26 protein-coding genes are annotated in these 26561 nt (G+C 56.8%); 23 read left to right on the forward strand and 3 right to left on the reverse strand.

The annotated features are described in order from the left end of the window. Positions 1 to 271 precede the first annotated feature (271 nt). A complete protein-coding gene (gene zapE / locus V7080_RS06965; RefSeq protein ID WP_334187681.1) occupies positions 272 to 1369 on the forward strand; it encodes a cell division protein ZapE in 1098 nt (365 codons plus the stop codon). Positions 1370 to 1413: 44 nt separating this feature from the next. Then, positions 1414 to 2112: a hypothetical protein gene (locus V7080_RS06970; RefSeq protein ID WP_334187682.1), complete on the forward strand. Its 699-nt coding sequence runs from the start codon at positions 1414 to 1416 to the stop codon at positions 2110 to 2112. 33 nt (positions 2113 to 2145) lie between these two features. On the opposite strand, the gene V7080_RS06975 is transcribed toward V7080_RS06970, so the two are convergent. Next, complete coding sequence (locus V7080_RS06975; RefSeq protein ID WP_334187683.1) at positions 2146 to 2952, reverse strand: PP2C family protein-serine/threonine phosphatase; 807 nt, start codon at positions 2950 to 2952, stop codon at positions 2146 to 2148. Positions 2953 to 3224: 272 nt separating this feature from the next. On the opposite strand from V7080_RS06975, the gene V7080_RS06980 reads away from it, so the two are divergent. Further along, a complete protein-coding gene (locus V7080_RS06980) occupies positions 3225 to 3425 on the forward strand; it encodes a YdcH family protein (protein ID WP_326860828.1) in 201 nt (66 codons plus the stop codon). Positions 3426 to 3554: 129 nt separating this feature from the next. After that, entirely contained in the window at positions 3555 to 5498 is a 1944-nt protein-coding gene (locus tag V7080_RS06985; protein WP_442947198.1) for an ATP-dependent DNA helicase, read from the forward strand. A 48-nt stretch (positions 5499 to 5546) separates the two neighbouring features. Here the strand turns inward: V7080_RS06985 and V7080_RS06990 are convergent, their stop codons facing one another. After that, a complete protein-coding gene (locus V7080_RS06990) occupies positions 5547 to 6527 on the reverse strand; it encodes an NADPH:quinone oxidoreductase family protein (protein WP_334187684.1) in 981 nt (326 codons plus the stop codon). Positions 6528 to 6636: 109 nt separating this feature from the next. Here V7080_RS06990 and surE point away from each other — a divergent pair, with 109 nt between their 5' ends. From surE to rlmD, 6 genes are all read left to right on the forward strand, one after another. Next, positions 6637 to 7374 (forward strand): 5'/3'-nucleotidase SurE, encoded by a 738-nt coding sequence (gene surE / locus V7080_RS06995; RefSeq protein WP_334187685.1) that lies wholly within the window; start codon positions 6637 to 6639, stop codon positions 7372 to 7374. After that, the gene (locus V7080_RS07000; RefSeq protein ID WP_334187686.1) at positions 7371 to 8258 is read left to right on the forward strand and encodes a protein-L-isoaspartate(D-aspartate) O-methyltransferase; all 888 of its coding nucleotides are present in this window, start codon (positions 7371 to 7373) and stop codon (positions 8256 to 8258) included. The genes surE and V7080_RS07000 overlap by 4 nt, the downstream gene beginning before the upstream one ends. Before the next feature lie 58 nt (positions 8259 to 8316). After that, positions 8317 to 9300, forward strand: coding sequence for a peptidoglycan DD-metalloendopeptidase family protein (locus tag V7080_RS07005; RefSeq protein ID WP_334187687.1), 984 nt, complete (start codon positions 8317 to 8319; stop codon positions 9298 to 9300). Between the two features lie 111 nt (positions 9301 to 9411). Beyond that, positions 9412 to 10332, forward strand: a complete 921-nt coding sequence (gene rpoS / locus V7080_RS07010) for an RNA polymerase sigma factor RpoS (RefSeq protein WP_442947199.1) — start codon at positions 9412 to 9414, stop codon at positions 10330 to 10332. Then, positions 10329 to 11102, forward strand: a complete 774-nt coding sequence (locus tag V7080_RS07015; RefSeq protein ID WP_334187689.1) for a 3'-5' exonuclease — start codon at positions 10329 to 10331, stop codon at positions 11100 to 11102. Before rpoS ends, V7080_RS07015 begins: the two co-directional genes overlap by 4 nt. A gap of 78 nt (positions 11103 to 11180) precedes the next feature. Beyond that, complete coding sequence (gene rlmD / locus V7080_RS07020; RefSeq protein ID WP_334187690.1) at positions 11181 to 12539, forward strand: 23S rRNA (uracil(1939)-C(5))-methyltransferase RlmD; 1359 nt, start codon at positions 11181 to 11183, stop codon at positions 12537 to 12539. A gap of 77 nt (positions 12540 to 12616) precedes the next feature. Here rlmD and V7080_RS07025 read toward each other — a convergent pair whose 3' ends face one another. Next, positions 12617 to 13309: a Bax inhibitor-1/YccA family protein gene (locus V7080_RS07025; protein ID WP_334187691.1), complete on the reverse strand. Its 693-nt coding sequence runs from the start codon at positions 13307 to 13309 to the stop codon at positions 12617 to 12619. Between the two features lie 214 nt (positions 13310 to 13523). Between V7080_RS07025 and ndk the strand changes: the two genes are divergently transcribed. The 13 genes from ndk to hflC form a co-directional block, all read left to right on the forward strand. Then, entirely contained in the window at positions 13524 to 13949 is a 426-nt protein-coding gene (gene ndk / locus V7080_RS07030; RefSeq protein WP_334187692.1) for a nucleoside-diphosphate kinase, read from the forward strand. A gap of 59 nt (positions 13950 to 14008) precedes the next feature. Then, a complete protein-coding gene (gene rlmN, locus V7080_RS07035) occupies positions 14009 to 15178 on the forward strand; it encodes a 23S rRNA (adenine(2503)-C(2))-methyltransferase RlmN (protein ID WP_334187693.1) in 1170 nt (389 codons plus the stop codon). Then, on the forward strand, positions 15175 to 15969 hold the full coding sequence (gene pilW, locus V7080_RS07040) for a type IV pilus biogenesis/stability protein PilW (RefSeq protein WP_334187694.1): 795 nt from the start codon (positions 15175 to 15177) through the stop codon (positions 15967 to 15969). The genes rlmN and pilW overlap by 4 nt, the downstream gene beginning before the upstream one ends. 82 nt (positions 15970 to 16051) lie before the next feature. Continuing rightward, positions 16052 to 16924: a RodZ domain-containing protein gene (locus V7080_RS07045; protein WP_334187704.1), complete on the forward strand. Its 873-nt coding sequence runs from the start codon at positions 16052 to 16054 to the stop codon at positions 16922 to 16924. An 8-nt stretch (positions 16925 to 16932) separates the two neighbouring features. Then, on the forward strand, positions 16933 to 18219 hold the full coding sequence (gene ispG / locus V7080_RS07050) for a flavodoxin-dependent (E)-4-hydroxy-3-methylbut-2-enyl-diphosphate synthase (RefSeq protein ID WP_442947200.1): 1287 nt from the start codon (positions 16933 to 16935) through the stop codon (positions 18217 to 18219). A gap of 13 nt (positions 18220 to 18232) precedes the next feature. After that, a complete protein-coding gene (gene hisS / locus V7080_RS07055; RefSeq protein ID WP_334187696.1) occupies positions 18233 to 19579 on the forward strand; it encodes a histidine--tRNA ligase in 1347 nt (448 codons plus the stop codon). 12 nt (positions 19580 to 19591) lie between these two features. Then, positions 19592 to 20242, forward strand: coding sequence for a tetratricopeptide repeat protein (locus V7080_RS07060; protein ID WP_334187697.1), 651 nt, complete (start codon positions 19592 to 19594; stop codon positions 20240 to 20242). An 18-nt stretch (positions 20243 to 20260) separates the two neighbouring features. Beyond that, on the forward strand, positions 20261 to 21484 hold the full coding sequence (gene bamB / locus V7080_RS07065; protein ID WP_334187698.1) for an outer membrane protein assembly factor BamB: 1224 nt from the start codon (positions 20261 to 20263) through the stop codon (positions 21482 to 21484). 6 nt (positions 21485 to 21490) lie between these two features. Then, positions 21491 to 22834, forward strand: a complete 1344-nt coding sequence (der, locus tag V7080_RS07070) for a ribosome biogenesis GTPase Der (protein WP_334187699.1) — start codon at positions 21491 to 21493, stop codon at positions 22832 to 22834. Between the two features lie 118 nt (positions 22835 to 22952). Continuing rightward, a complete protein-coding gene (gene hfq, locus V7080_RS07075) occupies positions 22953 to 23189 on the forward strand; it encodes an RNA chaperone Hfq (RefSeq protein WP_326857056.1) in 237 nt (78 codons plus the stop codon). A 27-nt stretch (positions 23190 to 23216) separates the two neighbouring features. After that, positions 23217 to 24341: a GTPase HflX gene (gene hflX / locus V7080_RS07080; RefSeq protein ID WP_334187700.1), complete on the forward strand. Its 1125-nt coding sequence runs from the start codon at positions 23217 to 23219 to the stop codon at positions 24339 to 24341. A gap of 56 nt (positions 24342 to 24397) precedes the next feature. Next, positions 24398 to 25696 (forward strand): FtsH protease activity modulator HflK, encoded by a 1299-nt coding sequence (gene hflK, locus V7080_RS07085; protein WP_334187701.1) that lies wholly within the window; start codon positions 24398 to 24400, stop codon positions 25694 to 25696. Continuing rightward, positions 25696 to 26561 (forward strand): protease modulator HflC (gene hflC, locus V7080_RS07090; protein WP_334187702.1); only part of this gene is annotated, 866 nt, incomplete at its 3' end. The genes hflK and hflC, both read left to right, overlap by 1 nt.

Consider the following 26561-nt stretch of genomic DNA (forward strand, 5'->3'; position numbering starts at 1 on the left):
GATTGTGCGTGCCTATCGCGCTGGGCAGGGGTGGGTATCCTTCCCGCATCACGGTCGATATGAACCCGCAATGAAAATGTAGTCAATCTGGTTTGGCGAGCGGTGGTGTGCGGTGAAGTCATCCGCGATCTCATCCGCTGATTTTCCGCTCGCCGGGCATTTTTCCCGTTGAGCGGTGAAAATGGGCGAGCACATCTCGCCCATTTTTAATGCCGTACCGGGAACAGCGGTCGCGACGTAAGCAACCGCATGATCAAGCGAAAAAAACTATATGAACGTCAGGGAGTATTACAACCATGCGCTGGTACAGCGCGGCTTCCAATCGGATGAAGCGCAATCGCGTGCCGTCGAGCGCCTCCAGCAAGCCTTTGACGAGTGGATTGCTTTCAAGGCGCAACGTTCTTCCCGCATCAAGCGACTGATCAACCGGCCCGAAGTCCCTCGCGGCGTGTACATGTGGGGAGGCGTCGGCCGGGGGAAATCCTTCCTGATGGACAGTTTCTATTCGGTGGTACCCGTGCAGCGAAAGACCCGGCTCCATTTTCACGAGTTCATGAGGGCAGTGCATCGCGAACTCGATGAACTGAAGGGGGTTGCCGATCCGTTGAATGAAGTTGCACGACGGGTTGCGAAAAAATACCGGCTCATCTGCTTCGATGAATTCCACGTGTCCGATATCGCGGACGCGATGATTCTCTACAATCTCCTGACGGCGCTGTTTGCGCACGGCGTGTCCTTCATCATGACGTCCAACTACGTGCCGGATGGGCTCTATCCGGACGGTCTGCATCGGGATCGCATGCTGCCCACGATCGATCTCATCAAGGAGAAAATGGATGTCCTGAACGTGGATGCGGGAACGGATTACCGGAAAAGAGTGATGCAGCAGGTGGCCGCCTATCACGCGCCGCTGGGTGCAGCGGCCGACAAGGCATTGCGTGACGCTTTCGCCGGCATTGCCGAAACCGCCGACGAGGATCCGCGCATCCATATCGAAGCGCGGGAAATCAAGGCGCTCCGGCGTGCCGGCGGGGTTGTCTGGTTCGACTTTGCCACTTTATGCGGCGGTCCGCGTTCACAAAACGATTATCTCGAACTTGCCAGCCGCTTCCACACGATCATCCTGTCCGGCGTGCCGCGCATGTCGGCATCGATGTCATCGGAGGCGCGCCGTTTTACATGGTTGATCGATGTCCTCTACGACCACGGCGTCAAATTGCTGATGTCCGCGGATGCGCCGCCGGACCAGTTGTACACCGAGGGCGTGCTGGCGAATGAATTTCACCGTACCGTCTCGCGCATCATCGAGATGCAGTCGTCCGAATACATGCAAAGTGAACGGCGCGACGTTGCCGGTTCGATTTCCTGATAGGGCGTAAAGCCTGATCCAATACGATGTTCCGTTTTTATTCCATGCCTCGCTACAGCCTCTCCATACATCGATCCCTTGCCGTAATCTGTTTGTTTGCCAGCGCGCTTGCGCACAGTGGAGAATCGGCCGACACCGTTGCGGGATGGGCTGCGAGCTATCCCGCCGGCTCCATCCAATCGCTTGAGACCGCCGACCGTGCTCTGCAGGAAGCAGACCGGGAACGTGCGCGCATTCAGGAGCGGTTCACTTCGGAAGAGCAAGCGTGCTTCGATCTATTTTTTGCCAACGCCTGCAGAGACAAAGCTACCGAACGCCGTCGTGTCGCGCTGTCGGCGGTGAGGATGGTGGAAGTCCAGGCAAATGCATTCAAACGCAGGGCACGTGTCGCCGAACGAGATAAAGTCCTCGAGGAAAAGAGCGCGGCGCAGCAAGCCGAAAGCGTGCGGGCAGTGCCTTCGGAGGGCGCGATGATGGAAGCCCCGCTTCCCACGGCGGAAACGACTGCGCAACCGTCGATCGAATTCGCCGATAAGCCCGTCCCTGGAAGCGGACGTACCGGCCGGCTATCCTCCACGTCTGCGCGAGCGAGAACGACAAGCGGCGAAGACCGATCCAGCCAGATCGCCGCCTACGAGAAAAAGGTAAGAGAGGCCGAGGAGCATAAACGCGAGGTGGCCCAACGGAAGGCCGAGAAGGAAGCGAAGCGTCGCGCCAAGCACGGGGCTGTCACGGTCGAATAAGCAGCGGCGCGAACAAGCGCCGCCAATGTTTGGCTATACCGCCCGTCGCATTTTTCCGACAGTGTAATTTTTCGCTTCCTTGGCTGGCTTTACCAGTTTGACGATGGCCAGCGTGCAGTTGTCCGCCGACGTACCCGCAGCCCGCTCGCGCGCCTTTGCAATCAGCATTTCCGAGGCCTGGCGCGGCGAATTCATGGCAATCGCTGCACCGAGTTCCGCATCGCTGAAGTAGTGCCAGAGCCCGTCGGTACAGAGCAGAAATGCGTCGCCCGCCTTCAAGCCGTTATAGCGGCGTACCGTGACCTCCAGTTCGCTCTCGCTGGTGCCGAGCGCATTGACCAATACATTCGCCAGATGGTGATTCTGCGCTTCTTCGCGGCTCAGCCGGCCGTCGCGCACCAGTTTTTCGACGTAAGAATGATCGACCGTCCGCTCTGCAGAATTCGGCCCGTCGAAGCGGTATAGCCGGGAGTCGCCGACATGCGCCCAGATCGCGCTGCCTTCCGGTGTGATGACCAGAACGACCATTGTGCTATGGGGTTCTTTTTCCGCTGAGATTGCGGTGAGTTTGATGATGGTATGCGCGTCGCGGCCGATCGTCGACAGCATGGTCTCGACATCGTCCGTAAGCGGAGAAAACGTATCGAAGGCCTGCTTCGCCGTTTTGATTACCTGTTCCGCAGCCAAAGAGCCGCCGCTCAATCCCCCCATCCCGTCAGCCACGACAGCCATCATGTAACCGGGGGCACGAGGCGCGGCAAACAGTGCGGCGCGATCTTGCTGTTCCTGGCGGTCGCCGATATGCTGACCGGTACCGGCTTCGATTTTGTATTGGCTCATAAGTCTTGGGTCGATTAAACTGCTGAACAGAAACAAATTACTGTACTTGATGTCGGTAAGGGAAGTGCTTGGGACGCTTTGTTACAACCGGCAACAATTCCCTTGAAGATAGGCGAAGTCTATTGATGATTTTTCAGCAATCAGAATGCCGAATTGTACGCCGGGAACACAAAATTATCTTTGTTGCAAATAGGCAATTACGTAATGCAGATGCAGAATACGGGCATGGCCTTTTAAAATAAAATAGCGGTTGCACGAAAAGAGTAAACAATATGGCTTTTCCGGAAGAAATCCGCCGTCGCATCATCGATCTGGAAGTTGAGCATCGTGACCTGGACGTTGTCATTGACCTGCTGACGCACGATATCCATCGAGACGAATTGCAACTGCGGCGCCTCAAGAAGCGCAAGCTGCAATTGAAAGACCACATCACTTTACTCAAGATGCAACTGGTGCCGGACATTCCTGCCTGACCTGCGCGCTTCAGCAGCGCTTCACCCTGACTGCTTACCGTTTTGACCGACCTTTCTGCTCCAGCGCCGGCCCCCGGCGCGCACGATGACGACATTGACCGCCTTTTTGGCGAACACGGTCCGCTCAGTATGGCAATCAGCGGGTTTCGCCCGCGACGTTCACAAACCGAAATGGCGAAGGCCATCGCACATGCGATCGCGGAGAGAAGCACGCTCATCGCGGAAGCAGGTACCGGCACGGGGAAAACATTTGCCTACCTCATTCCCGCTCTCCTCTGGGGAGGCAAGGTCGTGATCTCGACCGGCACCAAGAATCTTCAGGATCAACTGTATTTGCGTGACATTCCCACGGTTCGCAAGGCGCTCAACATGCCTGTCTCGGTAGCGCTGCTCAAGGGCCGGGCAAACTACGTCTGCCATTTCCATCTGGAACGCACCCTGCAGAATGGTCGATTGACTTCCCGTGACGATGTCGGCTATCTGCGGGAGATATCCCGATTCATGAAAACCACATCGTCCGGCGACAAGGCGGAACTGTCGAAAGTACCGGAATCGGCGCCTGTATGGAACTTGGTCACATCGACGCGCGATACCTGCCTCGGGGCCGAATGCCAGTATTACCAGGATTGCTTCGTGATGAAGGCGCGCAAGGAAGCGCAGCAGGCCGAAGTCGTGGTGGTGAATCACCATCTGTTCTTTGCGGATGTGGCCCTCAAGGATACCGGCGTAGCCGAATTGCTGCCTTCGGCCAACACCATCATTTTCGACGAGGCACACCAGTTGCCTGAAACCGCCACGTTGTTCTTCGGCGAGACCGTATCCACGTCGCAGGTTCTCGAGCTCTGCCGGGATGTGCTTGCCGAGGGCCTCGCCCATGCTCGCGATGGTGCGGAATGGCCAAAGGTTGTCCTGCCCGTCGAGCGAGCCGCGCGGGACCTGCGCCTTGCCTTTCCTCAGGATATCGTCCGGCTTGCCGTCGGCCAGATCGCACCGTCGAGCCCATTCTTTCCTGCACTTGAAACGCTCAAGGAAGAATTACAGAACATGGCGGACACGCTCGAAACGCAGGCCGAACGAGCCGAAACCATTGAGCAGTGCCGCACCCGTGCAGTCGAGCTCGGCATCAAACTCGCCGCGTGGAATGCGACGGATAGCGTGAAGGAAGGGCAGGAACGCGTTCTGTGGGTCGAAGCATTCTCCTCGTCGCTGCATTTGCACCAGACACCGCTATCGATTGCGCCGGTTTTCAGCAAGCAGCGTGAAGGTACGCCGCGTGCCTGGATCTTCACATCGGCGACGCTTGCCGTGAAAAACGATTTCAATCACTACGCATCGCAGATGGGGTTATGGAGCGAGCCCGCGCGATCGTGGCCGAGCCCATTCAATTATGAAGAGCAGGGTCTGCTGTATGTGCCGGAACAGCTTCCTCAACCGAACTCCCCCGATTACACAGATGCGGTGATTAATGCTGCCTTGCCGATGATCGAGGCGGCGGGTGGGCGTGCTTTCCTGCTGTGCACCACGATAAGAGCTGTCAACCGCGCTGCCGAGCGGTTGCGGGAGGAGTTCGCACGGCGGACATTGCCGTTTCCGTTGATGGTGCAGGGCGAAGCTGGACGCACGGAATTGCTCGATCGGTTCCGTGCCGCCGGCAATGCGGTACTGATCGGCAGCCAGAGCTTCTGGGAAGGAGTGGACGTGCGCGGCGAGGCCTTATCGCTGGTGGTCATCGACAAGCTGCCGTTCTCACCGCCCGACGATCCCGTTCTGGCGGCACGCATCGAGGCGCTGGAGCGCAAAGGCTTGAATGGGTTCGTGCATCACCAGTTGCCGGAAGCGATCATCAATCTCAAGCAAGGTGCCGGCAGGCTAATCAGAGATGAAACAGACCGTGGTGTCCTGATGATCTGCGATCCGCGCCTGATATCGAAGCCCTACGGCCGACGCATCTGGCAAAGCCTTCCCTCTTTTAAGCGGACCCGCGATGCGAACGTGGCGCGAGCGTTCTTCGCGCCCGCACCTGCAGCCGTGGCAGACGTCCAGCCGGAGCTGGACCCCGAAGTGACGGACTGACCGCCGGTCAAGGATCTTGCCAGCAGCGGCCAGTTGCGATCGAATGGTTTATCGTTGCGGCTGGATAACGACCTTGCCGGTCACCTTGCGCGCAGCCATATCATTGAGTGCCTGAGGAGTGTCTGCCAAGGCGTAACGCCCCGAGATGTGAGGCTTGATTTTGCCTTCGGCCATCCAGCCCATCAATTCCCGCATTGCAGCCGCATTGGCTTTTGGTTCGCGACGCGCATATTCGCCCCAAAACACGCCGACGATCGAAGCGCCTTTCAGGAGAGTCAGATTGAGCGGAAGCTTCGGTATCTCGCCATTGGCAAAACCAATCACCAGATAGCGGCCGCGCCAGCCGATCGAGCGGAATGCCGGTTCGGCATAGATGCCCCCGACAGGGTCATAGATGACGTCAGGTCCTTTGCCGCCGGTCGCTGCCTTGATCGCTTCCCGCAGGTCCTGGGTGGTGTAGTTGATGACATCGTCGGCACCGTGTTCCTTGCAGACAGCAAGCTTTTCATCGGTCGACGCCGCTGCAATTACACGTGCGCCCAACGCCTTGCCGATTTCAATCGCTGCAAGCCCCACGCCACCGGCCGCACCCAGCACCAGCATGGTTTCGCCTGCCTTCAATTGCGCGCGGTCCACGACGGCGTGATGCGAGGTGCCGTAAGTGAGGGTTACTGCGGCGGCGGTATCGAAATCCAGTCCGGGCGGCATGGGCATGGCCGCTTGCGCGGGCACCGCGATCTGCTGCGCAAAGGCGCCCTGGCTGACGAATGCCAGCACCTTGTCGCCAACTTTATGCTGAGTGACACCTTCACCGACTGCACGCACGACACCGGCGAGTTCGCTACCCGGCGTGAAAGGCAGTTCCGGCTTGAATTGGTATTTGTTCTGAATAATCAAAACATCGGGAAAATTCACGCCAGCCGCTTGCACATCAATTGCAATCTGTCCGGCGCCAGGAGTCACCTCCGGCAAATCCTCTACAACTAACGTGTCTGGCAGTCCCCAAGATTTGCAGAGGATGGCTTTCATACTGTCTCCTTGAAATTGTAAAAAAGAACGATCGTTTTATTCTAGGCTTATGCGGAAAAATGTCAACACATGAGGGGGTGCGATAGATTCCATCGGGTAAAATCGTCGCATGAATATTCTCATTAGTAACGACGACGGATATCTCGCCCCAGGCGTTGTCGCGCTTGCAAATGCACTCAGGCCGATCGCGGAAATCGTCGTGGTTTCGCCTGACAGCAATCGCTCGGGAAGTTCGAATTCATTGACTCTTGACCGTCCGCTATCGGTATATCGCGCCGAGAACGGATTTTATTTCATCAACGGTACGCCGTCCGACTGCGTGCACGTTGCATTGACCGGCGGACTTTCCTTCAAGCCGGATCTGGTTGTATCGGGCATCAATCAAGGTCAGAACATGGGTGACGATACCTTGTATTCGGGTACCGTCGCGGCTGCGACGGAGGGATTTCTGTTCGGGATTCCGGCGATTGCCTTCTCCCAGGTGGAAAAAGGATGGGCGCATCTGGATTCCGCCGCGAGAATTGCGCGCGAAGTCGTGGAACGCCAGTTCACCAAGTTGTCGAAGCCCTACCTGCTGAACGTCAATATTCCCAATCTTCCCTATGAGGAATTGAAGGGCATCAAAGCAACCCGGTTGGGCAAGCGTCACCAGTCGGAGCCGGTGATCAAGATGCTCGATCCGCATGGGCGTGAGATATTCTGGATCGGTCCCGCCGGCAAGGAAAAGGATGCCGGGGAAGGTACCGATTTCAATGCAGTGGCTAACGGCTTCGTTTCGATCACGCCGCTGCGGATAGATTTGACCCACGCGGAACAGTTGGATGCACTCAAGGAGTCCTTGCTGTGACGGGGAAGGACAAACGTTTTCCGCTGCCGCTCGCATCGGTTGTCGAAAGTTCGCCCAGAGCGGGTCGTGCGCAGCCGTCATCCGTAATCAAGGTCGCGACGCCGCAAACCGCCACCAGAAATGCCGCCCAGAATCTGCAGCAGAACCAAGCGCGTACGGCCGCGCTTTCGGACGTCGCCGGCAGGACTTTGGCGAAAACCGGTACGTCGCCCGCACATTTGACCATCAGGCAGGATTCGTCGAGGGCGTCCGAATCCGTTCGGCTCGCCATGGCTGCCCGTATCGCCAAGCAAGGGGTGAAGGATGCGAAGGTGCTGGCTGCGATGCAGGCTGTCCCTCGCCATATGTTCATCGAACAGGGGTTGTCCAGCCAGGCATACATCGATGCGTCTCTGCCGATCGGTCATCACCAGACGATCTCCCAGCCTTACATCGTCGCCCGCATGATTGAGGTGATGCGTGACAATGCCAGCGCCGGGAAGCTCGATCGCGTCCTTGAGATCGGGACCGGCTGCGGTTATCAGGCGGCAGTTCTGTCACTGGTTGCCAAAGAGGTGTATTCGATCGAGCGCATCAAGCCGTTGCACGAATTGGCGAAGTCCAATCTGCGTCCCCTGCGGATCGCTAATATCCGCTTGCATTATGGAGATGGTATGCTTGGTCTCCCGCAAGCCGCACCGTTCGACGGTATCATTTTGGCGGCGGCCGGTTTGGAAGTGCCGCCGGCGTTGCTGGATCAACTCGCCATCGGCGGCCGCCTGGTGGCGCCAGTCGGCGACCGTCATCAGGTATTGCAGTTGATCGAGCGGGTCGGGAAGTTCGAATGGACTAATACGACGCTTGAAGCGTGCCATTTCGTCCCGCTGCGTGCGGGCATAGTCTGATCCCGTTGTCAACGAATATCCCTAATGACTGCGCAGCACAGTAATTGATTGTATGAGAATGATAAACATACGCGTTGTATTCCTCGCGATATTGCCTTTCCTTGTTGCGTCCTGCGGTATTGCGCCTCGTTCCGCCCCAGTGGTCGAGCGACCCGTCCCGGTTAAGCCGCCCGAGCCGCCGAAGGCGGCGGTGACGCCTGTGCCGACACCAGTGCCGCCGAAGCAGGTCGATAGCCGTGGCTATTACACCGTTAAAAAAGGCGATACCCTCCTTCAGATTGCACTTGAATTCGGTCAAAACTATCGTGACCTCGTGGCATGGAATGATCTTGCGAATCCCAATGACATCAAGGTAGACCAGGTATTGCGTGTACTGCCGCCGGAAGGAGGCTCGGTGCCGCAGACCGGCAGTGTCGCGACCAACTCCGGCGTGGACTCGAGGCCGCTGGGGAGTTCGAACCCATCGACTACCCAGAAGGCCGGACCTCGCGGCGAAAAACGTCCGTATTCGGAAGGCGCACTGGCTGACATGCAGAAGCCGGATCCAGTCACTCCAGGGGCAAACCAGGTGGCTTCCATCCCGTCTGTTCCGCCCAAACCGGAACCACCGAAAATATCGGATGCGCGTCCGGCGGAAAGGCCCCCCGAAGCAGCGAACGGCACAAACGCCGATGATGATGCCGTTTCATGGATGTGGCCTGCGGACGGCAAGGTGATCACCAGCTTCAGTGCCGGCAAGAAGGGTATCGACATTGCCGGCAAGCTTGGCCAGCCGGTGTACGCAGCAGGAGCCGGAAAGGTCCTGTATGCTGGCAGCGGTATCCGGGGATACGGGAACCTCGTGATCTTGAAACACACCAACAATCTGCTGTCCGCCTATGCGCACAACAAAACCATCTTTGTCAAAGAAGATCAAACTGTCAACAAAGGCCAAAAGATTGCCGAAATGGGAAATTCCGATACCGATGCTGTCAAGCTTCATTTCGAAATTCGCCAGCAAGGCAAGCCCGTCGATCCCTCGAAATTTTTGCCGATTCGCTAAATGACACGCAACCCGCACGATCCGCTAGACTACGATGCACCATCGGATGATCCGGCGGACGACGGTTCATTCGGAAGCGGCGAGGACGGCGAAAGCCTGTCGCCGGAAGGTATGGAAGGGGTTGATCGCATTGATGGAGAACGTCCCGTCGCTGCCGATCCGGTAGAAGAATTAAAGACCGTACTCGCAGCAGAGCTGTCGACCGATACCACGCAACATTATCTGAATCAGATTGGCGCCCGGCCTCTCTTGACGGTTGTCGAAGAAGTCCACTACGCGACGCTCGCCAAGCAAGGAAATTTTGAGGCTCGACAAAAGATGATCGAGCACAACTTGCGCCTGGTTGTCTCCATTGCCAAGCATTACATCAATCGCGGCGTCGTTTTGCTGGACTTGATCGAGGAAGGCAATCTGGGGCTGATGCGGGCGATTGACAAGTTTGAGCCGGAGCGCGGTTTCCGTTTTTCCACGTATGCAACCTGGTGGATTCGCCAAAGCATCGAACGCGCAATCATGAACCAGGCGCGCACCGTGCGCCTGCCCGTGCACATGGTCCGGGAACTGAACCAGATACTTCGCGCGAAATATCACCTGGAAGCACAGCATCATGACGGCAAGGATGCAAGTGCCGAGGATATCGCGCATCTTGTGGATCGCGCCGTGGAAGATGTGCAGGATATTCTGGCGCTATCGGAACATGCGACCTCGCTTGACGCGCCGCTCGATAACGATCCCCAGGCCAGCCTGATGGACATGTTGCCGGGAGATTCTGCAGACGGTCCGGACTCGCGCGCAGAGCACCATGAAATGACAGTCCTGGTGCGCGACTGGCTGAAGAAGCTGCCGGACAAGCAACGCATTGTCATCGTCCGGCGTTTCGGTCTGGACAATGACGACCCTGCGACGCTGGAGGAATTGGCCTCGGAAATGAGCGTTACCCGCGAGCGGGTGCGCCAGATCCAGCAGGAAGCATTGGCCAAGCTTAAACGGGCGCTCACCGCGCGCGGCGTCGGCAAGGATGCGTTGTTGTGATTCCGGTTCTGGTATTCGACATCGAGACGATTCCCGATGTATCTGGTTTGCGTGTGCTTCACGAACATCCAGCATCGATGACCGATGCCGAGGTCGCCGCGGCCGCGTTTGCCGCGCGGCGGGAGAAGACCGGGACTGACTTTCTGCAGCATCACTTGCATCGGGTCGCCGCAATCTCATGTGTTTTTCGGGACGACGACGGCTTTCGCGTCAAGTCGCTCGGATCGCTCGACGACGCCGAGCCGAAGCTGATCCAGGATTTTTTTCGGGTTATCGATAAATACACGCCGCAACTCATCTCCTGGAATGGTGGTGGGTTCGATCTTCCGGTGCTTCATTATCGTGCAATGATTAGCGGTGTTGCCGCTGCCCGCTATTGGGAAATGGGCGACGAGGATCGCGATTTCAAATGGAATAATTACCTCAGCCGTTACCATACCCGGCACATGGACTTGATGGATCTCCTGGCCCTGTACACCGGACGGGCAAATGCGCCGCTTGATGATCTGGCCAAGCTATGCGGTTTTCCCGGCAAGATGGGTGTCGACGGCTCCCAGGTCTGGAATCTGTTCCAGGAAGGGCGCCTGAAGGAAATCCGCGACTATTGTGAAACCGATGTCGTCAATACCTACCTGGTCTACTGCCGATTTCAATTGATGCGGGGCATGATCACCTTGGCTGAATATGAAGAGGAAGTATCGCTGGTCCGTAAGGCGCTTTCGGTGCTCGACGGAGCGCACTGGAAAGAGTATCTTTCGGCGTGGCGTTGATATCGCCCACTTCTCCTTCATTTAAAAACTCTTTAATTTGGACTGGACACCGTTCCCCGGTCTGTCCTTTCGACTGCCATGCAGCACAATCTCATCGACATCGAATCCCTAGACATGGAAGGCCGCGGCGTCGGCCATCTGACAAACGAAGACGGCACACCCGGCAAGGTCATATTCGTCGAAGGTGCCTTACCCGGCGAACAGGTCACCTTCCAATCCTTTCGGAAAAAGCCAAAATGGGAAGCGGCCACGCTTACTGAATTGCATAAAGAATCGGCAATGCGCGTGGAGCCTAAATGCGTCCATTTCGGCACTTGCGGAGGATGTGCGATGCAGCACCTGGAGCCTGCGGCGCAGGTCGCCATCAAACAGCGTGTGCTGGAGGACAATCTTTGGCACCTGGCCAAAGTACGTGCCGAAACGATGATGCGGCCAATCTATGGACCGACATGGGGCTATCGCTACCGTGCCCGGCTGTCGGCGCGTAATGTCAAGAAGAAGGGGGGCGTACTCGTGGGTTTTCACGAACGAAAATCGTCGTTTGTGGCGGACATGGATAGCTGCGAGATTCTGCCGCCCCACGTATCGGCGATGCTTGTGCCACTTCGTCGCCTGATCGAATCATTGTCCATTTTCGACCAGATGCCGCAAATCGAACTCGCGGTCGGCGAGGGCGTGACTGCGCTTGTCATGCGCAACATGGCGCCGTTGACCCTGGATGACGAAAGCAAGTTGAGAGCGTTTGCAGACCAGTATCGTATCCAGTGGTGGCTGCAGCCGAAGGGGCCGGATACGGTGTACCCGTTCTATCCAACCGACGTCCAGTTGCAATATGTGCTGCCTGAGTTCGGCGTGAAAATGCCTTTCAAGCCGACTGATTTCACGCAGGTAAATCACCATATCAACCGGGTTCTTGTGGCCCGCGCGCTTCGGCTTCTCGATGTGCAGGCGAATGACCGGGTTGCGGATTTGTTTTGCGGTCTGGGCAACTTCACCTTGCCTATCGCCACCCGGGCGCGTGAAGTCGTCGGAATTGAAGGAAGCGCTACGCTGAATCAGCGTGCGTTTGAAAATGCGAAGTCAAATGGCTTGGGTGACAAGACCCGGTTTTATTGCCGGAACCTGTTCGAAGCGACCACCGAAGACCTGATCGCATTGGGCAAGTTTGATCGCATGCTGATCGACCCGCCGAGGGAAGGCGCGATTGCGGTGTGCCAGTCGATTGTCGGACTCGGTGAAAGCCACGCGCATCTCAAACCTTCGCGGATTGTTTATGTATCGTGCAATCCATCGACGCTCGCGCGTGATGCAGGCCTTCTCGTGCACCAGGGTGGCTATACCTTGAGGCAGGCCGGCGTGGTCAACATGTTTCCGCACACGGCGCATGTGGAGTCGATGGCTGTCTTTGATCTGCAGGAAGCGCAAGCCGCGACCTGATGACAAAACAAAAGCCGACCAGCAGGTCGGCTTTTATTCGTTGCTGGACTTGCGCCAACCAGGCCGCGTTCACATCATTAGTCGCGTTGGCCGCCGGCGATGCCAAGCAGTGCGAGCAAGTTCGTGAAAATATTGTAGACATCCAGGTAGATTGCCAGCGTGGCAGAAATGTAATTGGTTTCTCCGCCGTTGATGATTCGTTGCACGTCATACAGGATGTAAGCCGAAAAAATGGCAATCGCGATCACCGAAATCGCCAGATAAAGTGCCGGAATCTGCAGAAAAATATTGGCGACAGCAGCGACGATCAGCACCAGGACGCCAACAAACAACCATTTTCCCAAGCCGGAAAAATCCCGCTTGGATACGGTGGCGATGGTGGCCATGACGGCAAAGATGCTCGCAGTGCCGCCAAACGCCGTCATGATGAGCGACGGGCCATTTGAAAAACCGAGTGTGTGCCCGATCAGCCTGGACAGCATCAAGCCCATGAAGAAGGTGAAGCCGAGAAGGATTGCAACACCCAAGCCGGAATTCTTGGTCCGCTCAATCGCATAAAAGAAGCCGAATGCGATTGCCAGGAACAGCATGAAGCCGATGAACGGGCTTCCCGAAAAGAACGAAAAATTAAACTGAACGCCAACCCATGCTCCCAGCACCGTGGGAATCATGGAAATTGCCAGCAGCCAGTACGTATTGCGCAAAACGCGGTTCCGTACCGCAAGCGACTCGCTGGCCGGACTGTAACTACGTTGTAGATGATGTTCCATATTGCCTCCGGTTACATTGCAAGGTTGACAGCATGGATTAGCATACCATGAGCGGATGCTGCGTAAGATCGGCTGTCTGGTTCGAAGTTCTTTATTTTGCAAGGTCCATGCCCGGCAAATCGGGGGTTCGGCAGGGGTTTCATGCTAAAATCTAAGGTTGGTTGATTTCTTGTTTTATATTCTTAACCCTTTATTTTTATTGGAGTTTTTACAGATGGCAATCGAACGCACCCTGTCGATTATCAAACCGGACGCAGTCGCAAAAAACGTTATCGGTCAGATTTACACTCGCTTTGAAAATGCCGGCTTGAAGATCGTCGCTGCGCGCATGGCTCAATTGTCCCGTGCAGAAGCGGAAGGATTCTACGCTGTTCACCGCGAGCGTCCGTTCTTCAAGGATCTGGTCGACTTCATGATTTCCGGCCCGGTCATGGTGCAGGTGCTCGAAGGCGAAGGCGCGATTGCCAAGAACCGTGAACTGATGGGTGCGACGGATCCGAAGAAGGCCGACAAAGGTACGATTCGCGCCGATTTTGCGGATTCCATCGATGCCAATGCTGTGCATGGTTCCGATGCTGCTGAAACCGCGCAAGTGGAAATTGGCTACTTTTTCCCTGCGCTAAACGTTTTCTCTCGTTAATATGAAATCTGTTCGTACCGATATGATTTATCGGTACGAACGTTTCTACTCAAATTCCCATGACGGATCTCACCAACCTGCTCGATCTGGACCCCGCACAACTCGTTGCCTATTGCGCCGAGTTGGGGGAGAAGCCATTTCGTGCCAAGCAATTGCAGCGCTGGATACACCAGTTCGGCGCCAGTGATTTCGACGCAATGACGGACTTGGCGAAGTCACTGCGGGAAAAGCTGAAATCACGTGCATTCGTCGGTGCGCCGTCCGTCATCAGCGACCATACTTCTGCCGACGGAACGCGGAAATGGTTGCTGGACGTGGGGCAGGGGAACGCGGTGGAAACCGTGTTCATCCCTGAAGAAAATCGCGGTACGCTCTGCATATCCACCCAAGCAGGATGCGCAGTAAATTGCCGCTTCTGCTCGACTGGAAAGCAAGGTTTCAACCGCAACCTGTCGGTCGGGGAAGTCATCGGCCAGCTATGGATGGCCGAGTTTGAACTGCGTAAAACAAAAGGCATCGAGCCCGGCCCGAAGGGTGAGCGGCAGATTACCAATGTCGTGATGATGGGGATGGGCGAGCCGTTGTTGAATTTCGAGCCGACGGTCACGGCTATGAAGCTGATGCTGGACGACAATGCCTATGGCCTGTCGCGCCGCCGTGTGACGCTTTCGACAAGCGGCGTGGTGCCGATGATCGATAAGCTGGCGCATGAATGTCCCGTCGCGCTTGCGGTGTCCTTGCATGCGTCGAACGACGGCTTGAGGGATGGGCTGGTCCCATTGAATAAGAAGCATCCTTTGGCCGAGCTGATGGCCGCGTGCAAGCGCTACCTGGAGTTTGCGCCGCGCGACTTCGTCACGTTCGAGTACTGCATGCTCGACGGTGTTAATGACAGCGATATTCATGCACGTGAACTAGTCGCCTTGGTGCAGGATCGCGCGAATCCCGTGCCCTGCAAATTCAATCTGATTCCATTCAATCCATTTCCCGAGTCCGGGCTTACGCGATCCAACAATGCGCGGATCAAGGCGTTCGCGCAAATTTTGATGGACGCAGGCATCGTCACCACCATCCGTAAAACGCGCGGTGACGATATCGATGCGGCGTGCGGGCAGCTTGCGGGGGAAGTACAGGATCGGACGCGCGTGCAGGAGCGCATGCAAAAGATGGCGGAATACCAAAAAAAGTTTGGCGCGAACTTCGGTCGTATCGTCGAGGTGCGGTCATGAGCGCGAAGTGGCATGGTGCCGTGGTGATTGCGCTTGCGTCGGCCGTGCTGCTCGCCGGTTGCGCGTCGGGTCCCATGGAGTCGAAGGAAGAACTCAAGACGAGCTCGGATCAAAGCGAAGATCAAAAGCGTGCCCGCATAAGACTGCAGCTTGCCATCGGTTACTACGAGCAGCGCCAGATCAACGTCGCGCTGGATGAGATCAAGCGGGCATTGCAGGCTGATCCGAATCTGGCGGACGCGTACAGCGTGCGCGGGCTGATTTACATGGAAATGGGCGAAAACCGCCTGGCGGAGGATAACTTCCTTCAATCGATCAAACTCGATCCGTCAAATCCCGACCTTACCAATAATTACGGCTGGTTTTTGTGCCAGACCGGACGTGAGCGGCAGGCGATGAGTTATTTCGAGTCCGCACTTAACAATCGCACCTATCAATCGCCGGCGAAAGCGCTGAACAATGCCGGCGTGTGCAGTCTCAGGCTCAAGGATCCGAATGCTGCCGAGAAATATTTCATCAGGGCGTTTCAGTTCGAGCCGGGCAATCCGCTGACGAATGCCCATCTTGCAAAATTGCATTACGACAAAAAGGACTACGAGCGTTCGCGCTTTTACATCGGTCGGGTCATGAAGTCGGACATCATGACAGCGGATGTGCTCTGGTTGGCAATTAAAACCGAGCGCAAGCTGGGCGATCGAGCCGCGGAAGCCAGCCTTGCGACGCAGTTGCGGAGACGGCATCCGAATTCGGTCGAATACGCAGCTTTCCAGCGCGGAGCTTTTGATGACTGACTCGGCATTTTCTCCACCGACGCCCGAGGACGGAAACGACTCCGATCGCATCTCGAAAAAGCCGGGGGCGCAACTTGCGGGCATGCGTGAAGCACGCGGCTGGTCTGTCGACCAGGTGGCAAGCCAGCTGAACCTGGCCCCAAGACAGGTGCAGGCCATCGAGCGGGATGACTACGCCTCATTGCCGGGAATGGCCGTCGCGCGCGGATTCATACGCGGCTATGCAAAATTGCTGAAGGTTGATCCTGTACCCTTGCTTGCTGCGATTCCGGCCGACGCAGCAGGTCAAACCAGCCAAGCCGTTTCACCGCGCAAAACCTTGTCTGCCCCATTTGCGGAAACGCGACTTCCTTCAATGATGGAACGCCCGGCGTTTCCGCATAAAGGAAAGATTATTTTTTTGGTTATTGCCCTTGCCGCAGCGGGCGTTGCATTCAAGTTTTTTCAGGATCGTGAACTTCCGGCATTGACGGAGGCGCTGTCAACGCAGTTCGAGAAGCAGGCGGCGGCAGTCTCCGGAAAGGCATCGGAATCAAATGCGGCCAGCACGCCCGACGCAGCAACCGGCCCAGATGCGCCATCCACAGCGCCGCCCGTGAATTCGGTAACCGGTGTGGAACCTTCTCCACCGTCAACGCCGCCTGACCAGGCCGCTATCGCCAATGGGCAGCAGGCATCGTCGGCACCTGGTGCACCGACAGAGTCATCCTCTGCCGCCCTGAATGCGCTGGTGCTGACGTCGCGTGAGGATTCCTGGGTGGAAATTCGCCGTGCAGATAACAGCGTCTTGTTGTCGAAAGTTTTAAAGTCCGGACAAAGCGAAACCGTCGAACTGACCGGCCCGGTTTCGGTGACGATTGGCAATGCGCAAGGAATCGATATGACCTTGCGTGGCGCACCAGTACAGGTGAAATCCGGATCTACGAATAATGTTGCGCGACTCAAGCTGAAATAAGTATGGACATGCCTCCCGTTTTTTCTCCGATTGCTTCCGGTCCGCGCCCCAGGCGTGCTACCCGGACCGTCAAGATCCGTTATGGTGCGCGTGAAATTTTGGTAGGGGGCGACGCGCCGATTGTCGTGCAGTCGATGACCAACACCGATACGGCCGATGTCATCGGTACCGCGATTCAGGTAAAGGAATTGGCGCGGGCAGGATCGGAAATGGTTCGCATCACGGTCAACAATCCCGAGGCCGCCGCCGCTGTGCCCGCGATCAGGGAACAGTTGGACCGCATGGGGGTGGATGTGCCGTTGGTGGGCGATTTCCATTACAACGGGCACAAGCTGCTGACCGACTATCCTGAGTGTGCGCAAGCATTGTCGAAATACCGGATCAATCCGGGCAATGTAGGGCAGGGAGCGAAGCGGGACACGCAGTTCGCGCAGATGATCGAAGTGGCGTGCAAATACGACAAGCCGGTGCGCATCGGTGTCAATTGGGGCAGCCTGGACCAGTCGCTTCTGGCGCGCATCATGGATGAGAACGCTCGAAGAGCGCAGCCTTGGAGTGCCCAGGCGGTGATGTATGAGGCGCTGGTAACCTCGGCGATCGAAAACGCAGTACGGGCAGAGGAAATCGGACTGCACCGAAACAACATCATCCTTTCCTGCAAGGTGTCGGGTGTTCAGGATCTGATTGCAGTCTATCGGGAGCTCGCGAGGCGCTGCGATTTTCCGCTGCATCTCGGTTTGACGGAAGCCGGCATGGGAAGCAAGGGAATCGTGGCGTCGACTGCCGCGTTGTCCGTGCTGCTGCAGGAAGGGATCGGCGACACCATTCGCGTTTCGCTGACGCCGGAGCCTGGCGGCGACCGGACGCGCGAAGTCGTCGTCGCGCAGGAAATCCTGCAAACCATGGGCTTGCGCAAGTTCACGCCGATGGTAATCGCATGTCCTGGATGCGGTCGCACCACGTCGACAGTATTTCAGGAACTCGCGGACAGGATTCAGACGTATCTGCGGGATCAGATGCCCTCATGGAAAAAGGAATTTCCGGGCGTGGAGAATATGAACGTCGCTGTCATGGGGTGCATCGTCAACGGCCCCGGCGAATCCAAACACGCCAACATCGGCATCAGCCTTCCGGGTACCGGCGAATCGCCAGCGGCACCGGTGTTCATCGACGGTGAAAAAAAGGTCACCCTGCGGGGTGAACGTATCGCGGAAGAATTTCAAGCCATCGTGCTGGACTACGTCAAGGCACGGTACGGAAAAGCGGCCATCGAGCAACAGCCGGCTGCACTTTAATTACTCAAGCAGAATGTCAGAAAACAAAAAAGCCGACAAGATTGTCGGCGTAAAAGGAATGAACGATATCCTGCCGGCGGATGCGCCGCTGTGGGAATTATTTGAAAACACGGTCCAGTCGGTACTGAAGAGCTATGGCTTCCAGCAGATCCGCACACCGATCGTCGAGCCGACGGCACTATTTGCCCGAGGTCTCGGCGAGGTGACCGACATCGTCGAGAAGGAGATGTATTCCTTCGTCGATACGATGAATGGCGACCAGCTGACCTTGCGTCCCGAGAGCACCGCCGGCGTCGTTCGCGCCGCTCTCGAACATAATCTGACCTACGATGGCCCAAAGCGTCTCTGGTATGCAGGCCCGATGTTCCGGCACGAGCGACCGCAGCGTGGACGGTACCGGCAGTTTCACCAAGTGGGTGCCGAGGCGATCGGCTTCACCGGTCCCGACATCGATGCGGAATTGATCATGCTTGGCCAGCGCCTGTGGGATGACCTCGGCTTGCAGAATATCAGGCTGGAGCTGAACTCGATCGGCAACGCCGACGAGCGCAACAGGCATCGCGCCGACCTGGTTGCCTACTTCGAGCAGCACAAGGACTTGCTGGATACTGATGCGCAGCGCCGCCTGCATACCAATCCCTTGCGCATTCTCGATACGAAAAACCCGACCATGCAAGAGATGGTCAACGGGGCGCCAAAACTGCTCGACTACCTGGGCGAAGAGTCACGTGCGCATTTCGACGGCGTGCAAAACATTCTTCGCCATAACAGCATCCCGTTCACCATCAACACCAGGCTGGTGCGCGGCATGGATTATTACAATCGGACCGTATTCGAATGGGTCACTGATCAGCTCGGATCGCAAGGCACAGTCTGCGGTGGCGGTCGTTACGATCCATTGATCGAAATGTTCGGCGGAAAGCCCACACCAGCCTGCGGATTCGCCATCGGCGTGGAACGCGTTCTGGAACTGATGAAGGCGAACGGGGAAAAGTTTGATCCAAATCAATGCGACGTGTACGTCGTGCACCAGGGCGAACAGGCGCAGTTGCGCGCTTTCGTGATCGCAGAGCGCTTGCGCGATGCCGGACTTGATGTGGTGCTGCATTGTGCGGCGGCAGGAGCGGGCGGCAGCTTCAAGTCCCAGATGAAACGGGCGGATGCGAGCGGCGCTGCCTATGCAGTTATTCTCGGTGAGGATGAAATTGCCAAGGGCATGGCGTCCGTAAAAACCCTTCGCTCGGCAGATACCGCAAACAATCAAACCGAAGTCGAATTCGACGCTGTACCGGACTACCTGCTGGACCAGATCACCTGCGGTGACGGCTGCGACCATCCCGAACATCATCATTTACATTGACGGCACATCATCATGGCATACGATCTCGAAGAACAGGAACAACTGGCAACCCTCAAGGCCTGGTGGAACCGCTTTGGCAACATCGCGATTTGGGCGCTCACTCTCGCGCTGGCGGCTTACGCCGGCTGGTCCGGCTGGAATTATTATCAGCGCAACCAGGCAAACCAGGCGGCGCAGCTGTACGACGAATTGCAGAAGGCGGTTACTGCGAAAGACAACGCCAAGGTCCAGCGCGCGGCTACCGACCTGACAGGGAAATTCGGCAAGACGGCATACGCGCAGATGAGTGCGCTCGCCGCAGCCAAGGTGGCATTCGACGCAAACGACCTCAAGACAGCGAAAACCCAGTTGCAATGGGTGATAGAGAACGGCCGTGATGCGGAATACAAAGCCATCGCGAAAATCCGCCTTGCCGGAATCCTGCTCGATGAAAAGTCGTTCGACGAAGGGCTGAAGCTTCTGGCAGGTGACTTCCCCACTCAATTTGCAAGCGCAGTGGCGGACCGTAAGGGGGATATTCTTGCCGCCCAAAACAAGATCGATGAGGCACGCACTGCGTATCAGCTTGCACTCGAGAAAACAGAACAGAACAATCCGGGGCGGCAGTTGATTCAGTTAAAGCTGGATGCAATCGGTGGCGCACCCGCAAAAAATGTCGGTTGAACGCATTAAGGGGAAAAGATGCCAATTGCAACACACATTGCAGCAAAGTCACCGCTAAAGATTTCATTGCGATCTGTTCCGCATGCCGCGTTGAAAGCGGGTTGCGCGTTGCTGATGATTGCGGTGCTGGCCGGTTGTTCCACGCTGTCATCACTCAACCCGTTTGCGAGCAAGCCGGAGCCGCGCAATGTGCCGGCTTCACTCGTCGAATTTTCGCCGAGCATGAATGTGCGAACCGCCTGGACAGCCTCGATCGGCAGTGCCGGAACGTTCACATTCTCGCCTGCGGTTGCTGACGGAAGCCTGTATGCGGCTGGCGCGGATGGGACTCTGGCAAGACTGGATGCCGCAACCGGGCGGGACGTGTGGCGTATCAATGCCGGCATGCCCCTGACGGCCGGCGTCGGCGCCGATGGTACGACGGTTGCCGTGGCGGGCGCCAAGGGCGTTTTGCTTGCTTACGACACGGAAGGCCGGCAACGTTGGAAGGCACAGGCGTCGAGCGAGATTCTGTCCGCTCCCGCGGTGGGACAAGGGCTGGTCGTGGTTCGAAGCGTGGATAACCGGATTGCTGCCTACGACGCTGAATCCGGCGCGCGCAAGTGGGTCGCCCAGCGTCCATCGCCGCCATTGACCCTGCGTACCTCTCCAGGGATTGTCATCTCCGGACAAACTGCTTACGTGGCCTTGCCAGGCGGAAGATTGCTGGCGCTGGCCATGTCCAATGGTGGAGCGCGATGGGAGATTGCCGTCGGCGACCCGCGCGGAACGACCGAACTGGAGCGGATTGCAGACGTCTCGGGTGCGCCGGTGATTTCCGGCAACAACGTTTGTGCGGTCTCATACCAAGGCCGTGTCGGCTGCTTCGATACATCAAATGGCGCGCCACGCTGGGCGAAGGAGTTGTCGAGCGATGTCGGTCTCGGTATTGACGAACGTTTTGTGTTTGCGGCTGACGAACGCGGTACGGTGACGGCATTCGGGCGCGAAAACGGTGCGAGTGCCTGGCGCAACAACAAACTGGCTCACCGCCGTCTGTCGACGCCTGTATCGTTCGGTCGCGCTGTTGCGGTGGGCGACGGACAGGGATATGTGCATTTCCTATCGCGGGAAGATGGTGCGTTCCTCGCACGTGTCGCAACCGACGGCAGCAGGATCATCGCTGTTTCGCCCCAAATCAGCGGCGGCAATGCAATTTTTCAAACCCAGGCAGGGAATGTGGTCGCGCTCGCGGCAGAATAGACATCAATGAAGCCGGTAATCGCTTTAGTAGGACGACCTAACGTCGGCAAATCCACGCTGTTCAATCGGCTTACCCGGTCACGCGACGCGCTCGTCGCTGATCTGCCCGGTTTGACGCGCGATCGTCACTATGGCGAGGGGCGGGTCGGGGAGCGTCCTTTCCTTGTCATCGACACCGGCGGTTTCGAACCGGTTGCGAAAGAAGGAATCATGCATGAGATGGCCAAGCAGACCAAGCAGGCGGTCGCGGAAGCCGACGTCGTCATCTTCCTTCTTGATGGACGTCAGGGGCTGACCCCGCACGATAAAACAATCACGGATTTCCTGCGCAAGTCCGGGCGGTCCGTCATGCTGGTGGTTAACAAGGCGGAAGGGATGAAGTACACCTCCGTCGCCGCGGATTTTTATGAACTAGGCCTTGGCGATCCATACGTTATTTCGGCTGCGCATGGCGACGGTGTGGTAGATCTCGTCGAAGAGGCGCTCAACCTCGCCTTTGCCCAGCAAGCGCAAACCGAAGTTGACCTCGATGTGGCGGCAAGAGGCGTCAAGATCGCGATCGTGGGACGTCCGAACGTCGGCAAGTCGACGCTTGTCAATACGCTCCTTGGTGAAGACAGGGTGATTGCCTTCGATATGCCCGGCACCACCAGGGATTCGATCGAAATTCCTTTCGAGCGAGACGGCAAGCAGTACACATTGATCGATACCGCCGGGATACGCCGCAGGGGCAAGGTGTTCGAGGCAATCGAAAAGTTTTCGGTCGTCAAGACCCTGCAATCGATTTCCGAAGCGAATGTCGTGCTGCTGCTGCTCGATGCGCAGCAGGATATTTCGGAACAGGACGCTCACATCGCCGGTTTCGTGCTCGAATCCGGGCGGGCGCTGGTAGTCGGCATCAATAAATGGGATGGTCTTTCTTCCGACAAGCGCGATGAAATCAAGCTGGATATCGAGCGCAAGCTCAGCTTCCTGTTTTTCGCCAAATTCCATTTCATCTCGGCGCTCAAGTCGACCGGCATCGGTCCGTTGATGAAATCCGTCGACGATGCCTATGCCGCAGCCATGGCGAAGCTCTCCACGCCAAAGCTGACGCGGGCGCTCATTGAAGCGGTCGAGCACCAGCAACCGCGGCGCAAAGGATCCATCCGGCCGAAGCTTCGCTATGCGCACCAGGGTGGCCAGAACCCGCCGATTGTCGTTATCCATGGCAACGCGCTGGAAGCAATCGATGCAAACTACAAGCGCTATCTGGAGAAACACTTCCGCGAAACTTTTTCATTAGTTGGCACTCCATTACGTATCGAGCTGCGTTCAAGCAAGAATCCCTTCGCCAAACATGAAAAATAGGCATCCAGTTGGCAGGAAGCGTTAAAATCGATTACAGTCGTACTGCCGTACCCAAGAGGCACTTGAAATACCGTCATGTGTCACCAACTCCACATCACAACAACACCATGGAGCTGCCATGAGCAATAAAGGGCAATTGTTACAAGACCCCTTCCTGAATGCCTTACGTAAAGAGCACGTCCCGGTTTCCATCTATCTTGTCAACGGGATCAAACTCCAAGGCCATATTGAATCCTTCGACCAGTACGTCGTTTTACTGCGTAACACCGTTACGCAAATGGTTTACAAACATGCCATTTCCACAGTTGTCCCTGCACGGGCAGTCAACATCAGCCTTGAGTCAGACGCGGAATAAATCATCCACCCGCCGACCCTTCCTGCTATGCGCGCTGCATTAGTCGGCGTTGACTTCGGCAAAGGCGATTTTGCCGCGAGTATCGAAGAACTGTCCCTGCTAGCCAAATCGGCAGGGGCGGAACCTGTCACCTCCATCATTGGTAAGCGCGCGAGCCCTGACGCCGCGCTGTTCGTCGGGTCCGGCAAAGCCGAAGAGATCGGCAAAGCCATCGTCGACAATCAAATTGAACTGGTCATCTTCAATCACGCCCTGTCTCCCGCCCAGCAACGCAATCTCGAGCGAACCCTGAAGGTGCGCGTCATTGATCGCACCAGTCTTATTCTCGATATCTTCGCCCAGCGCGCCAAGAGCCACGAGGGCAAGGTGCAGGTCGAGCTTGCCCAGTTGCAGCATCTCGCAACCCGCCTTATCCGCGGCTGGACACACTTGGAGCGGCAGAAGGGCGGTATCGGTTTACGCGGTCCCGGCGAGACGCAGCTGGAGACGGACCGTCGGCTGCTTGGCGATCGGGTGAAGGCGCTCCGTACGAGGCTCGATAAACTGCAGCGGCAGCGAGAGACCCAGCGCAAGGCAAGAAACCGCAACAATACCTTTTCAGTCTCGCTGGTTGGATACACCAATGCGGGCAAATCCACCTTGTTCAATGCGCTGACGAAGGCGCGGGCCTATGCCGCGGACCAGTTGTTCGCAACCCTCGACACCACGTCGCGCCGCATTTTCCTGGGAGAGGCAGGTAACGTCGTGATATCGGACACGGTGGGATTCATCCGGGAGCTGCCTCACCAACTGGTTGCCGCATTCAGGGCAACGCTTGAGGAAACCATTCATGCAGACTTGTTGCTGCACGTTGTCGACGCAGCCAGCCCGGTGCGCCTCGAGCAGATCGACGAGGTCAATGCGGTGCTGAGGGAGATCGGCGCAGACCATATTCCGCAGATACTTGTATGGAACAAGATTGATGCCGCCGGACTGGATCCGGCGGTGGAACGTGATGAATATGATAAAATCCGGCGTGTTTTTATCAGCGCCCAGACTGGGGAAGGCCTCGATTTACTACGCGAAGCCGTCGCTGAATTTGCGAAAGCGGATGCATTGACGCATCTGGATCGCCTGCCGGTCGATGAACATCACGATGCACGAGCCCAATAACAACCAGAACAATCATTCAGCATTGCAAACCATTGTATAAACCGGATAGCCAAAGAATGCCCTTTTCCTTGATAAAAAAAATAGGCTTGAAATTCTCTCTGAACGATCCTCGTTGGGGCCGCGATTCACAGGACAATGGCCAGCAGCAGAATAACGATGGAAAGCGGCCGGGTGACGGTCCTCCCGATCTTGACCAACTTTGGCGTGATTTCAATCAGCGCCTCAATCGGCTGTTCGGAAACAAGGGCGGCGGCAGGGGAGGCGACGGTGGCGGTTTCACGCCCGACATGAAAGGCGCAGGCATCGGCATCGGTCTGGTAAGCGCAATCATCGCGTTTCTATGGCTGGTCAGCGGTTTCTTCATTGTGCAGGAAGGTCAGACCGCGGTCGTTCTGACTTTCGGCAAATACAGTCACACGACGCCAGCCGGTTTTAACTGGCGTTGGCCCTATCCGATTCAAAGCCATGAAATCGTGAACGTGTCGCAGGTTCGGACCGTGGAGGTCGGATATCGTTCCAGCATCAAGAACAAGCAGCCGAACGAATCGCTGATGCTTACTGACGATGAAAACATCATCGATATCCAGTTCGCCGTCCAGTATCGACTCAAGGACGCGTCTCAATGGCTATTCAACAACCGCGACCAGGAGGAAATGGTGCGCCAGGTTGCCGAAACGTCCATCCGGGAGATTGTCGGCAGGAGCAAGATGGATTTTGTACTGTACGAAGGACGTGAAAAGGTCGCCCTGGATGTAAGCCAACGGATGCAGCAGATTCTGGATCTGTACAACTCCGGTGTGATGATCACGAACGTCACGATGCAGGCAGTCCAGCCTCCCGAACAGGTCCAGGCGGCATTTGACGATGCCGTCAAAGCCGGGCAGGACAGGGAGCGTCAGAAGAACGAAGGCCAGGCATATGCAAACGATGTCATTCCGAGGGCGCGCGGTGCGGCCTCGCGACTGATGCAGGAGGCGGAAGCATATCGTGCGCGAGTCGTAGCCGCGGCGGATGGTGACGCCTCCCGATTCAAGCAGATTCTTGTCGAATATGAAAAGGCGCCTGCAGTGACGCGGGATCGTATATATCTCGACACCATGCAGCAGATTTTTGCGAATACGACAAAAGTGATGGTCGATGCTCGGACAGGAAACCAGTTGCTGTATCTGCCGCTGGATAAACTGATTTCCCAGGCAGCCGCCGCCGATGCGGCACGACCCGGGACAGTGACGCCTGCGCCGGCCGGCAGCCCGGTCCCGCCGACAGCGGACCAGCTCCGTGCACAGGAGGCCGAGCGGCAGAGAGATCCGAGAATGCGAGACGGACGGGAATCACGTGATCGGGAGACTCGATAATGAATCGCCTAATCTCTTTCATCATCATTGCGCTGATCGCTCTGTCGATCCTGTTTTCAACGTTGTTCGTCGTCGACCAGCGCCAATATGCAATTGTTTTTGCGCTGGGTGAAGTCAAACAGGTCATTTCCGAACCGGGCTTGCATTTCAAGATGCCGCCACCCTTCCAGAACGTGATCTTTTTGGACAAGCGTATCCTTACCCTGGATACGCCCGAGGCGGATCGCTTTATCACTGCCGAAAAGAAGAATATTCTGGTCGACGCATACGTAAAGTGGCGGATCGTCGATCCGAGACTGTATTTCGTCAGCTTCACCGGCGATGAGCGGCGTGCAAACGACCGTATGTCCCAGATCGTGAAGGCGGCACTCAACGAAGAAATTACCAAGCGTACGGTTCGCGAAGTGATTTCCGGGGAGCGCGGCAAGGTAATGGACGCGATCGAGAAAAAAGTCGTCAACGAGGCGAAGCAGATCGGCGTCGAGATCGTCGATGTGCGCCTCAAGCGAGTCGATTACGTTGAACAGATCAACGCCTCGGTCTACGACCGGATGAAGTCCGAGCGTGCCCGGGTCGCAAACGAATTGCGCTCAACCGGTGCTGCAGAGTCGGAAAAAATCCGTGCCGATGCGGATCGGCAGCGCACGGTGATCCTGGCCGAGGCATATCGCGACGCCGAAAAAATTCGAGGCGATGGCGATGCAAGGGCATCACAAATTTATGCCCAGGCGTTCGGGCAAAATCCGGAGTTTTTCAGGTTCTACCGTAGCCTGGAAGCATATCGCGCCAGCTTCAAGGACCGGAACGATTTGATGGTGGTCGATCCGAATTCCGAGTTCTTCCGATATTTCAAGAGCGCTTCATC

This window comes from Noviherbaspirillum sp., assembly GCF_036846085.1.
Lineage (GTDB): Bacteria > Pseudomonadota > Gammaproteobacteria > Burkholderiales > Burkholderiaceae_D > Noviherbaspirillum.